The organism is Streptomyces sp. NBC_00448, from assembly GCF_036014115.1.
Taxonomy (GTDB): domain Bacteria; phylum Actinomycetota; class Actinomycetes; order Streptomycetales; family Streptomycetaceae; genus Actinacidiphila.
Window position 1 is genome coordinate 9127743 of record NZ_CP107913.1, and the last position, 12776, is coordinate 9140518.

Annotated in this window: 6 protein-coding genes; 3 read left to right on the forward strand and 3 right to left on the reverse strand. The window is 71.6% G+C overall.

Features of this window, described 5'->3' with window-relative positions; all coding sequences use genetic code 11:
• Positions 1–5 precede the first annotated feature (5 nt).
• Positions 6–1178: a baeRF3 domain-containing protein gene (locus OG370_RS39140; RefSeq protein ID WP_328472915.1), complete on the forward strand. Its 1173-nt coding sequence runs from the start codon at positions 6–8 to the stop codon at positions 1176–1178.
• 293 nt (positions 1179–1471) lie between these two features.
• Here the strand turns inward: OG370_RS39140 and OG370_RS39145 are convergent, their stop codons facing one another.
• Both OG370_RS39145 and OG370_RS39150 read right to left on the reverse strand, forming a co-directional pair.
• Positions 1472–5245, reverse strand: a complete 3774-nt coding sequence (locus OG370_RS39145) for a S8 family serine peptidase (RefSeq protein ID WP_328472917.1) — start codon at positions 5243–5245, stop codon at positions 1472–1474.
• 142 nt (positions 5246–5387) lie between these two features.
• Positions 5388–6422 (reverse strand): helix-turn-helix transcriptional regulator, encoded by a 1035-nt coding sequence (locus OG370_RS39150; RefSeq protein WP_328472919.1) that lies wholly within the window; start codon positions 6420–6422, stop codon positions 5388–5390.
• A gap of 247 nt (positions 6423–6669) precedes the next feature.
• Between OG370_RS39150 and OG370_RS39155 the strand changes: the two genes are divergently transcribed.
• On the forward strand, positions 6670–9489 hold the full coding sequence (locus OG370_RS39155) for a M4 family metallopeptidase (RefSeq protein ID WP_443060824.1): 2820 nt from the start codon (positions 6670–6672) through the stop codon (positions 9487–9489).
• Positions 9490–9623: 134 nt separating this feature from the next.
• Entirely contained in the window at positions 9624–9773 is a 150-nt protein-coding gene (locus tag OG370_RS39160) for a hypothetical protein (protein WP_328472923.1), read from the forward strand.
• Between the two features lie 918 nt (positions 9774–10691).
• On the opposite strand, the gene OG370_RS39165 is transcribed toward OG370_RS39160, so the two are convergent.
• On the reverse strand, positions 10692–12758 hold the full coding sequence (locus OG370_RS39165) for a glycosyl hydrolase family 8 (RefSeq protein ID WP_328472925.1): 2067 nt from the start codon (positions 12756–12758) through the stop codon (positions 10692–10694).
• Positions 12759–12776: the final 18 nt, after the last annotated feature.

A 12776-nucleotide genomic window follows, 5' to 3' on the forward strand; every position in this document is an offset into this window, starting at 1 on the left:
TCGCCATGGCTCACATATCTGATCTGACACCCGAAATCCTGGCCGCCCTGCGCACCCCGAGGCCGTATCCCGCGATCACCCTGGCCATGCCGACCGAGCGGGACTTCCCGTTCGGCGAGAAGGACCGCATCATGCTGCGTGACCTCACCATCGAGGCCAGGCGACAGCTGGCGGAAGACCCGGACGTGGAGCGGGGCGCGGCGCTGGAGCTGCGGGACCGCATGCTGGTTCCTGACGTGATCGAGGACGCGACCGATCCGGTCCGTGCCCACGACGCGCTGGTGATCTATGTGACGCCGGGGGAGGACGTCCAGGTGTGGCAACTGACGTCGCCCCTCACGCCGCGCGTGGAGTTCGCCACGGTGTTCCTGACTCGTTACCTCGTGGCCGCCGAGCAGCGCTCGCAGCCCTACCTGGTCCTCGTCCTCGATCAGGAGATGTGCCGGCTGTACAGAGGGTCGGACCGGCAGTTGGTGGAGGTGAGGGAGCACGGCTTCCCCGACTCGCCGCAGATCCCTTCACCCGAGGATTCCCTGCCCGGGCCCATTCCCCACTCGGCGCCTTACGAGGGACACGGCGAGCGGGTCAAGCAGTATCTGCGGACCGTCGACGCCCGGCTGAAGCCGGTGATGAAGGAGTACAACGGGGCGCCGCTGTTCGTCATCGGCAGCGACAAGATGCTCTCGGCGTTCAAGGGACTCAACGGCCACGCACACCTGATCGCCGGCGCGTTGCCGCTGACCGGCATGAACACGCGTCCGGCCGCGGAAGTGGCGGAGCGGTGTGAGCCGCTCCTCGCGGACTTCCACGCCCGGCAGGTCGCGGAAGCCGTCGCGGAACTGGACGCGGCACGCGCACAGGACAAGTACGCGAGCGGGGCCCCGCAGGTGTGGACCGCGGTCGCCGACAAACGGGTGCGCCGACTGGTCGTGGAGGAGAGTCTGGTGCTCGCGGGCAGGGTCGGCGGCGACGGGCGGGAGTTGGAGGTCGTGCCGTTCCCCGAACCGGTGACGCTGCCGGACCCGAAGCCGGATGTGGAGCCGCCGGCCCGCGCGTCCGGCGTGGCTACCGACATCGTCGAACAACTGGTGGAGAACGCCATGTTGGCGGAGTCCCGGGTGATGTTCGTGCCCGACGGAACGCTCCCCGACGGTGTGGCGGCGGTGCTGCGGTACTGACCGCCGTAGGCGGTGAGAGCCGGCCCCGCGCCGCGGACGAACAGGGCGTGGCGCGGGGCCGGGACGTGTGCCGCAGCGGGACATACGCGGACTCGTGCTCCCACCGCTGGTGGTCGAGGGCGACCAGGGCCGAGGCCGGGTAGCGGCGGGCGTCGGTCGAGGTGGCGGCGAGGCGGTGGAAGCCGGTGAACGACGTGCCGTCCGGCGCCCGCCCGCCGTCTGGAGCTGTCCGGCGTCGGACCACGGGCCCGGTCCCGCCGAAGCGGAACCGGGCCTGCCGGGGTGATCGGGCGTCAACTCACCTCGTACGCCCGGATCATCGTCTGGGTCACCGTCGCGCCCTGGCCATCGGCCAGCGTGACGCGCAGGTGGACGAAGCCACCCGCCGCGGCGTCACCCGGAAGCGAGGCCTGCCAGGTGCCGTGGACGCGCTTGACGGTGGCGGCGTGCCAGTCCGCGACCGCGTCCGTCGTCGTCTCGGAACCGTAGGCGTACTCCAAGGTCACGTCGTCCAGGGCGACGGGACCGGTCGTCCCGTCCACGACGGCGCCCAGGCCGATCGTCGTCGCCACACCGGCCGGACGCGTGTTGCGCAGGTCGGAGGGGACGTCGACCTGGGGTATCAGGAGTCGCTGGGTGCCCTGGGTCTCGGCGCCGGACCGGAACGTCCACGTCGTGTCGTACGCGAGGCCCACCCGGTCGGTGGCGGTGGCCGGGCGCTGCCAGTTCCGGTGGAACGTCAGCTCGGTGCTGTCCTGCGGCAGCGTGAAGACGCCCGCCGTGGACGGTTGCGGCACCCCGTCGATGAGGAGTTGGCTGGTGCCGCGGTCGTTGGAGCCGATGGTGTTGTCGTGGCCGCCCGCGTCGCCGAACGGCGCCATGGAGAAGGTCAGACGGTCGCTGTCACGGGTCATGAGCGGGGCGCTGTACGTGTTGCGTACCGGCCCGTAGGGCGACTTGTACCACTCGGCGTCGGAACTGCCCGTGGCGAACGCGTGCGGGCCGTCGTAGCCGGTGCTGCCGTATGGGCTCAGGTCGCGGCGCATCAGTGTCGTCCACACCAGGCCGCTGTCGCCTGACGGGGTGAAGAACTCGGTGCGCTCCTGCGGCGCGTGCAGCGGCAGCGTGGTGCCGCCCGCCCAGGTGGAGGCGATGCCGGGGACACCGACCTCGACGTCCGACCAGTACGTGGCGTCCGACGCGCTCTGCACGTGGTACCGGGCGTCGGACCGCGACAGGTCCTTGTCGCGGGTGCGGATCTCGCCGGGCCGGATGGCGTCCTGCGAGGTGGTGGCCAGGTTGTACAGGTACGGGCTCATGGCGCTCGCGGTGCCCGACCAGCTCACCGTGGCCGTGCCGCCGGCCGCCTCGGCCTTGAGGGCCAGCGAGTCGTCCCAGGTGATGGTGGCCTCGGGCACGCCCGTGCTGCCGGTGACCTGGAAACGGCCCTGGGTGTCGGGGACGGCGGCGAGCACACCGGCCGCGCCCGCCTTGGTGGCGGCCGTCTGCCAGGTGTAGCCGTTGCCGCCCCCGGTCCCGGCGTCGACCAGGGCGATCTTGCCCTTGAGGTCGGCGGCGGCGAAGTCGGCGTCCGAGCCCGAGCCGATCGGCACGACCTCGGCGGAGCCCTTGCCGTCGAACTCGGTGCTCATCTGCACGGGCAGCGTGTCCAGGGTGCGGCCACCGCCCGTGACGAGAGCGGCGAGCGGCGCCGTCTCCCGCGCGGCGGCGAGGAACGTCAGGTCAGCGGCATGGGAGACCTTCTGCGCGTAGATCTCCTTGACGTACGCGGGCACGGACTCGATGTAGGACGCCTTGCGCTGGCGGGCGTCGTCGAGGGCGACGGCGACGCCGATGGCGTAGCCCTGCGCCTGGGCGGGCCGGTCGGTCTTCCAGGAGATCCGGTCGGCGTCGCGGGCGTCGAGGGTGACGGTGGTGTCGCCGGAGACGGTGACCTTCGGGTCGTACATCTGCGAGACGGAGGCGACGTCGCCGACGTCGCCGGCGACGTCACGCGTCATGATCAGGCCGCTGAGCGAGTAACTGCCCAGCGGGACACGGATCGTGGTGGCGCCCGCGGCCGGGTAGCCGAGTTCGTAGCGAGCGGCGGTGTCGTGGTGATCGTCGAAGAGCTGGAACGTCGAGGGGGACGCGGCCGCGTCGCCGTGCCGGTCGATGCCCTTGACGGTCAGGTTCGCCGACGGCGCCTCCATGGAGACCCCGAACGGCACGGTGACCCGCACCCCGTGGGCACCGGTGGCGACCAGGCGGCCGGTGACCGTGCCGTAGTCGCCGGCGTCGAGACGGGCACCGGGGTCGAGGACGACGGGGACGTCGGCGGTGCCGCGCGCGGGCACGGTGACCAGGCCCTTGCCCGCCCGCGCGAAGCCCGCCAGGCGGGAACCGTCGTCGCCGCGCACGTCGGTGACGCCGACCGAGAGGGTGACGGCCTTGGCGGTGAGGTTGGTCAGCGTGACCGGCTCGGTGACCGGGTCGAGGTCCTTCTGCGGATACGCGAAGTCGCCCAGCAGCGGCTGCGCGTCACCGACGACCGGCTGCGTCACGGCGCGCGCCACGTCCATCGGGCCGGCGCCCTGCTCCAGGACGGGCACGTCGGTCGCGGCGGCCGACGAGGTCAGCAACGCCTTGACGCGGGCCGGGGTGTAGTCGGGGTGCTGCTGGAACAGCAGCGCCGCGCCGCCGGAGACGTGCGGTGTGGCCATCGAGGTGCCGGACATCGTCTGGTACGCCAGGTCGCCCCGGCCGCCCGCGCGCGCGGCAACGACGTCGACACCCTGCGAGGCGATGTCGGGCTTGGCGCTCTTGCCGTCCACGGACGGGCCGCGGCTGGAGAAGGAGGCCGTCCTGTCGTCGCGGTCGAGCGCGCCGACGGTCAGGGCAGCGGGGGCGCAACCGGGCGTGGAGACGCTCTGGTGCACGCCGTCGTTGCCCGCCGCGATCACGAACAGCGCCTTGTCGCTCAGGCTCTGCACGGCGTCCACGTCGGGCCCGGTGCAACTGCCGGAACCCGACGCGCCCAGCGACATGGAGACGACCTTGGCGCCCTCGGCGACGGCCCACTGCATGCCGTTGATGATGTCGCTGGTGGTGCCGGAACCGTCGTCCCCGAGGACCTTGCCGACGAGCAGGTCGGCCTTGGGAGCCATGCCCGCGTACGTGCCGTGGGAGGCGGCGCCGGTGCCGGCGATCGTCGAGGCGGTGTGGGTGCCGTGGCCGGTGCGGTCGTCGGAGTCGGCGCCGTTGACGAACACCTTCGTCTCGGCGATCCGGCCCGCGAGGTCCGGGTGGTCGGCGTCGATGCCGGTGTCCAGGACGGCGACCTTGACGCCGGAGCCGTCGAGCCCGGCGCGGTGCGCGGTGGCGGCGCCGGTCAGCGGGACGGTGGGGCCGGGCAGGTCGGTCACGGCCGAGCCCGTGACCTTGGCGTCGAGCCAGATCCTGGTGACGCCGCCGGCCGAGCGGGCGGTCCTGCTGCCGTTCGGGGCGAGGACCTGCCAGGCATCGACCGCCTCCTTCTTGGTGACCGCCAGGCCGGCGCCGCCGATGGAGTCCAGCGTCGACGTGGTGGAGACGCCGGGGACGGCGGCGCGGGCCGCCTTGCCGCCCGCGTACTGGACGATGACGGGCATCGTGCCGGTGGACGCGTCGTCGTAGCCGTCGGAGACGAGCTTGCCGATGTCGAAGAGTTCGGGGTCCACGAGCCCGGCGTCGATGAGCTTCTCGACGCCCGCGGGGAAGATGTAGGTCCGCTCGCCGTCCTGCCACACGGCGGCCGGGTGGTCGGTGCCGGTGACCGTGCGCGGGGCGGCCGAAAGGACCCGGCCGCCGCTGTCCACCCGGGCGTCCACGACATCGCCGGTGACCAAGGTGACGGACACCGCGCGGCCGGTCCCGGCGGGGGTCGCCGGCGACGTCCGGTCCGCCGCGTCGGTGGCGGTGGCGGTGGCTGTGGGCGCGGCCGCGGTGGCCGCTGTGGCCCCCACCGCCATCAGGGCCGCTGCCGCGATCGAGGCGGCGATCGGCCGCCAGCGTCTGGTGCGTCTCATGGATGTTCTCCAGTGCGTCGGGGGAGGGGTGCGTCGGGTGCGGGTGAGCACCAGATTCGCCAGCTCCCGTTCCGCATGGGGGCTTTGGGGCAGGCGAGAGCACGTCATGACGTAATTTCGACGCCCCGCCGTGACGCCCCGCTCAGGTGGTGAGCCATCCTCTGAGCGCGGCCTGGACCCCGGCCTGGAAGCGGGTCTCGGCGTTGAGGGCCCGCAGCAGGTGGCTGATCCGGCGCCGCACGGTGTGGACGTGCAGGTCCATCCGCCGGGCGATCGCCTCGTCCTTCAGGCCGGAGGTGAGCAGTGTCAGCAACTCCCGGTCCTGCTCGGTGATCCCGTCCCCCGGGGCCGCCCCGATCGGCATGGAGCGTTCCCACACCGCGTCGAACAGCGGCACGAGGGCGTTGCTCAGCAGCGCGTCACTGACCACCAGCGCCGATGCGGTGGGGTCGGCCGCGTCGGTGGGCGGCAGCAGCGTCACCCGCCGGTCCACGGTGATCAGCTTCGTCGGCAGGTTGGTGCCCAACCGGAGGTGGACGCCCTGGGCGGCGAGGTCGTTGAGCCCCCGGGCCCGGCCGGGATAGCTCAGGCCGTCCCGGTCCACGACCGTGCGGACCCGCACGCCGCGCCGTACCGCGTCGGCGACGCCGAGCGGGGCCGGCATGCCGCCCGGGGCGCTGGCCGCGTACGGCGGCCGGTCCAGCAGGGCCAGGTCCTCGCGGGCGGACAGCAGCAGCGAGTTGACCCGCTCGGCGATCGCCTCCCGGCCGTGGAGCGTCTCGATGCCGGTGGCCGGGGCGGCCCGGGTGGCGCTCAGGAGCTGGGCGGCGATCCGGTCCACCGAGCCGGCCAGCGTCTCGAGGTCGGCCGACTCGCGCAGCAGGTGTGCCTGGCGACGGTGGATCAGGTTGCGCAGCGCGGTGGCCGGCGGGACGGCGCGGGGCAGGCCGGAGCCGCCGGCGGGCGGCAGGGTGAAGCCGTACGCGCCGAGCCGGTCGAGAGCGTCCGTGAGACGGCGGCCGGACAGGCCGAGGGCCGCGGCCAGGGCGTCATGTGAGGGGTACGCGGGGACCTCCCACAGCGCTTCGTAGACGCCGAGTTCGTCGGCTCCCAGCCCGAGGGCCGCCCAGTCGCCCTGTACTCCCTCCCATGCCACGACGACGATCTTCGTCCTCACACCCGGGCCACACAAGTGTGCAGGTCCACAAGTCCGTACCGGTGAAGCCTTGTTCGGGTGCCGGCCGCGCGACTTTCATGGCCGCGTCCGTTCACGAACCCGTGGCATCGGAGGCAGCACCGTGGGCAGTCCGGCACGCAGGAGACCCGTCGCAGCAGGCGGAACAGCAGGGAACCGCTCGGGTGGCGCCGCCGTCGGGAGGGGCATCGCGACGCTGGTCGCGGCCGCGGGGCTGGTGATGGCCGCCATGCCCGCCGCACACGCGCAGGCGCAGTCCGCACCGGTGTCCGCGCCGTCGTCCGCGCTGCCCGGAACCGGCGGCGGCACCGGAACCGGCGGCGGAACCGAAACCGGCACCGAGACCCCGTCCCTGGTCACCGGCCTCCACGACGCGGTCGACGCCAAGGGAAGCGCCGCCGACGCCGCGCGCGGCCACCTCGCCGGGAAGAAGAGCCGCTACCACATCGCCGACCCGGCCCGTGACCTCACCACGGTCTCGACGCAGAGCAGCGGCCACGACCAGACCGTCCGCCTCCAACAGGACTACCAGGGCGTGCCGGTGCTCGGCGGCCAGTACGTCGTGCGGATGCGGACCGGCGACGGCACACGCACCGTCACCGGCACCTCGGGCCAGTACTTCTCCGCCCTCGACCTGGCCACGACGACGCCGCGGGTCACGGCCCGCACCGCGATCACCCGCGCCGTCGGAGCCGTCACCGGGCAGCTCGGCGCCGCTCCCCTGACCCGCCCCCCGGGCCGGCCGGCGAAGAACCCGAAGACGGCCGGGGCGAAGAAGCCCGCGCTCTCCGGCACGGCGGACGGCCTGACCGTACTGCCCCAGGGCAAGGGCGTGCTGACCCGGCACGTCACCGTCAGCGGCACCAACCCCCGCACCGGCGAGCCGGTCCGGCAGGAGGTGTACGTCGACGCCCGCTCCGGCTTTCCGGTCCTCCAGTACAGCGCCCTCCAGACGTTCGCCCCGGACACCGCGACCACCGGCACCGCCCCGGACACCGCGACCACCGGCACCGCACCCCAGGACGGCACGGCGCCCGCGCCCGGCGCCGACCCGCAAGCGCTCGTCGTCCCGGGCACGGGGGTCCGCTACAACGGTCAGCAGACCGAGCTGAACCTCTACCAGGGCGCCGACGGCGCCTACCAGATGATCGACTACGGCCGGCGGACCGGGGCCAGCAACGTCATACTGACCACCTACGACGCCCGCGGCCGCGAGGTCTCCAGCGCCTCGGGGGCCTGGCCCAGCGGCATCAAGCCCTTCAGCTCGTCCACCCCCGACCTCGGCCCGGAGTACACCGACGACGGCGCGGTGGACGCGCACTGGGCGGCCGGCCAGGTCTACGACTACTACCGGACGAAGTTCGGCCGGGACAGCCTCGACGGCAAGGGCGGCTCCATCAACTCCCTCGTCGGCGTGGTCGACCAGGGGCAGCCGTACGACAACGCCTTCTGGGACGGCAGCAAGATGGTCTACGGCCAGGGCGGCGGCGACTACCGGACCTTCTCCGCGGACGCCGACGTGGTCGGCCACGAGATGACCCACGGGGTGATCCAGAACACCGCGAACCTGGTGTACGCCGGCCAGTCCGGCGCGATGAACGAGGCGCTCGCCGACTACTTCGGCAACGCCATCGACGTCGAGGCCAACCACATCCCGATGACCGATCCCGACGCGTCGCTGATCGGCGAGAACCTCTGCGTGACCGCCGACCCGCGCGACTGCGCGCTGCGCGACCTCGACGACGGAGCGACCACGTCGAAGAACTTCGTCGGCGTCAGCTACCGCAGTGACGACGGCGGGGTGCACGAGAACTCCACCATCTTCTCCGGAGCCCTGTGGGACATCCGGCAGGACCTCGGCGGGGACCTGGCCGACCAGATCGTCTACCGGGCCCTGACCTCCTACATGACGCCGCTGGACGGCTTCACCCAGGGCCGCGCCGCGGTCATCGCCGCCGCGACGGAACTCGGCGTCACCAAGGCCCAGATGCAGTCGGTGAAGCGGGCCTTCGCCGCCCACGGCATCGTGCCCGGCTGGGAGACCGCGCTCGGCGTCGACGCCGACACCCTGATCACCAAGGTGAACACCACGGGGGCCGGCCTCGGCGCGGGCGGCGGCAAGTACGCGGTCTCGCTGAGCAACGACGACGGCAGCGAGCCGTACTCCGTGTGGGCCGGCAACACCAGCGGCAAGGGCGCCCCGACCCTGGTCAGCCCCAACAACGGCGACTACAACGTCTATCCCGACACCGACGGCAAGAACGTCGCCTGGGCCGACTTCGGCCCCACCGCGATCACGATCAAGGTGCGTCCGCTGGCCGGCGGCCCGGTGAAGACGGTGTACGGCTCCGGCACGGACATCACGTCGGTGGCCATCGACGGCGACTACGTGGTGTTCACCGAGGCCGACCCGTACGGCAACCAGCACGTCGGCTACCAGAACATCAAGACCGGCGTCGGCACGTGGGTGGACGGCGGACGGTACCAACTCGGCACGGCGCTGCCCTCGGTGCACGACGGGGTGATCGCCTACGCCAAGTCGTGGCCCGAGTCCGACGGCTACAAACTGGGCGTGGAGACCACGGACCTGAACACCGGCAAGGTCACCTTGATGCCCATCGACAAGGACAGGACCGTCGCGATCGGCCAGACCGCCGTCACCTCCGACAGCGTCTACTGGATGGCCGACACCGACCCCACCGACGGCGGCAGGGTCTCGCTGGACCGGGCGAACCTCGACGGCTCCGACCCCGTGACCCTCAGCCCGGAGACCCGGGGAACGCCCCTGTACGGCTACTCCCTCACCGCCTCCGACGACGCGGTCACGGTCCTCAGCGTGCCACCGGCCACCACGTGGGACAACGACACGCTGCCGAAGCTCTACCAGATGGCCCCGGATGGAGCGGGCGGCCTGCAGCGGGTCTCCTGCGACCGCGGCGACCAGGTCTTCCCCGCCGCCGACACCGGAACGCGGGTGCTGTGGCTGGACGGCACGACCGGGTGGACCAACCTGGTCAAGCGGGACCGCCCCGCCGGGAAGTGCACCTGAGCCGCCGCGGCCTGAACCGCTCTGTCCGGCGCGCCGCGTGACGCCGGGTCCCCGGAGGCTCCCCGAGCCTCCGGGGCCCCGGCCAGGAGCGCCCGGCGCACGCGGGGCATCCCGAACTCCCCGCAGTGATGCGGGTGTTCGCCACGATCCCGGCCATCAGCACCGACGAGGCGATGGTGGCGGTGGACCTGCCGGTACTGGTCGTGGTCGGACGGCACGACGTGATCTGCGGGGTGCGCCGACCGCCGGACAGCCCTGACGTTCGCCATCGTGGTGTACCTTGACCCGGCCGAGTGCGCCTGCCGGGCCGGGCAGAGCATCCAAGCGCTCTTCAGGTACTGCGCCAAATTCCCGGCAGGGACCCAGGACCACGCCAACGGGCTGATCGAGGAGTCCATGCGCCAGTGGGACCGCCGTACCGCGGGTATCGGTGAGGGAGCGGGAATCCGGTCCGGTAATGCCCCGGAACAACTGGGCCGGAGCGGGACACCAGTGGACGGAATCGGGAGGATTCAGGGTGTCCGTTCTCCTCGCCGCTGACGGCCGCGAAGATGCGCCCGACCCGACATCAGGCCAGGTCAGGTCAGGCACCACGGCGTTGCCGGCATTCGCGCCTGATGGTGGTGGCGGCTGCCTGTGAAGTCAGGGCGGGGAGCGGTCCGGTAGAAGGGCTGCGGCGAGCCGGGGGACAGCAGCAATGACGGACGAGCCGTGGGTGGGGCCGGCGGACGCGGTGCGCGGGATACGCGCGGAACCCGTCCTCAGAGGATAGGGCCTTCATCGCGTTCATCCGGCTCTTGCCGGAGATGAACCTTGTCCATCCGGGATGTCGTGCGGCGGGGCGCCGAACCCGGATCTCGCCGACGCCGATGATCGCGGTCTGAGCGGTGGGGGACGAGTTGGGCGATCACGTCGGCCAGAGTCTGAAGCCGCAGCGCCACGGGTAACCATGCACGAGCTCATGAGCATTCCTCGCCGTCGCCGGGGATGTTTTGATGTTCGAATTCCGGGTGGTCCGTCTGCGGCGTGGGATACGAGACTGCGGGCCGAAAGCCCGCACTGTCGGATGGCCCTGGTCGTGGTGCGCCACAGGCCTCCGGGGACACCAGAGGCATGTGGTGACGCCCGGTTCCAGCCGGGTCGGCGCAGGAAGCGCCGGCGCTGTGGCTGGAACCGGGCATCAGATGTGACTCAGGCTGGGTTCAGCGGGTCTGGAGCGCGGTGTCGTCCACGACGAAGGAGGTCGTACCGCCGTTGGTGTCGGTCTCGGTGCCGGTGAACCGCACGGTGAGGGTCTGCCCCGCGTACGCCGTCACGTCGTGGGAGTGCTGCGTGTAGCCGGTGTTGTGGCTGAGGTTGGAGTACGTCGCCAGCGTCGTCAGGACGGTGCCGGCCTGGTCGAGCAACTGCACCTTGAAGGTGTCGGGGGTGGCTGTCGTGGTGTTCTCCGTGGTGTCGACGTGCAGCCAGTACGAGAGGGTGGCGGCGCAGGCAGCCGGGATGGTCACCGTCTGTGCGACGGTGTCGGTGTCGGCCTTGCCGTCGCCGTTCGTCCAGGCGTCCCAGCCGCCGGAGTGGGCGGGCTCGTCAGCGGTGTCGTTGTTGATAGGCGCGAAGCCAAGCGTCGAGCTCTGGGTCCACGGCGCGACGGTGGCGCCGCCCTCGAAGCCGGCGTTGCCCAGCAGTTGCGCGGCCGTGCAACCGCCGCCGGTGGAGCCGATGGTCAGGGTGTAAGCGGCGGTGTGGCTGCCGGACGCGGCTGCGCCCAGCACGGAGAGGGGATACGTGCCCGCTGTGGTTCCGGTGCCGACGGTGACCGTCATGGTCGCGCTGCCGCCGGCGGTCACCGAGGCCGGGTTGAAGGAGACCGTGACGCCGGCGGGCGCACCGGTGGCGCTGAGCGTGACCGTCTGCGCGGAGCCGGAGGTGACTGCCGTGGTGACGGTGGCGGTCGTCGAGCCGCCAGTAGCAGCGGTTCCTGAGGCGGGGCTGACGGCGACGGAGAAGTCGTTCGCCGGAGCGGTCGTCGTGGCGGGGTTCCAGTAGTCGCCGGCCATGACGATGTAGACGAGGGTCTTGATGGTCTCGCCGAAGTAACCGTCACCGAAGGGGTTGGTGGCGAGCTGGTTCCAGATCGTGTCGGTCCACGCCTGGTCTCCGGCGGCCATGGCGGCCGGGCCCACCGAGTCGCCGGCCTCTTCGGCCTGGTCGGAGGTGGAGTAGGCGGTGCAGTTCAGGTTCAGGTGCGGGTAGACCTTCTTCGGGTCGCTCCCGGAGACGGACTTGGCGCAGGCCGACCACTTCTTGGCATCGTTGTAGGCCGTGGCGGCCGTGGTGGTGCCGTTGAGCAGGGCGTCGGTCCCCATGTGCCAGGGCACGCGGATGGAGTTGTAGCCGACGATGTTGTCCGGCTGACTCTCCTGGTAGTTCGCGGGGGCTGGCTTGGGGCTGGTGGTGTTCGCGTTCACCACGAAGTCCGACAGCAGTCCCTTGGTGGCGGAGTACGTACCGGTGAACTCGTTGATGATCGCCTCGGTGCGGGAGACGACCTTGTTCCAGTCGTGTGCGGTGTCGTACGCGGCGAAGGCCCGCAGGTGATCGAGCATCATGTCAGACGGCCGGGTGTCGGTGGACGGACCGTCGTCCTCGCACTTGAGGTGGCCGTCGGCAGCCACGTCGTGAGCGTAGATCCGGCCGAGCCACGCCTTGGCGTCGCTGGTGTAGCCTCCCCACTGCTTGTCGGCGAGGACCAGGCCGTAGCCGATGTCCAGATCGCCGTCGGTGGCAGAGTCCGGGGTGCCGCTGTCGGTGTATTTGCAGGTGGTGCCGTCCAGCTGCCACTGCATCAGGCCGTACTGGTCCTCGTGGTCCTTGACCAACTGCCACATGCCGTCGAACTCGACCTTGGCGTTCGCGTCGTAACCGGCCATGAGGGGCACGATGTTCATGCCGTAGCCCTGGCCCTCCGAGACCGGGCCGTTGTGGGGGGCGTCACCGTCGCCCTTGGTGGATACGTAGTACTCGTTGGAGGCGCAGCCCTGGACGAGATAGGCACTCTTCCAGGCGTCGTACTGCTTCTTGACGGCGGTGTCGCGGGTGGCCGCGGACGCCGACGGCATGACGCCGGTCCGGTAAGTCACGTGGGTCGGGAAGGGGTTGGCGGGGGTGGTCGCAGCGACGGCGGGGCCGCCGCCCGCTACCGTCGTGCCCAGGGCGAGGCAACCGGCCGAGGCCGTGGCCACCACAAGCTTTCGCAGAAAGTGAGCCATCAGTGCTCCCAAGGGGGC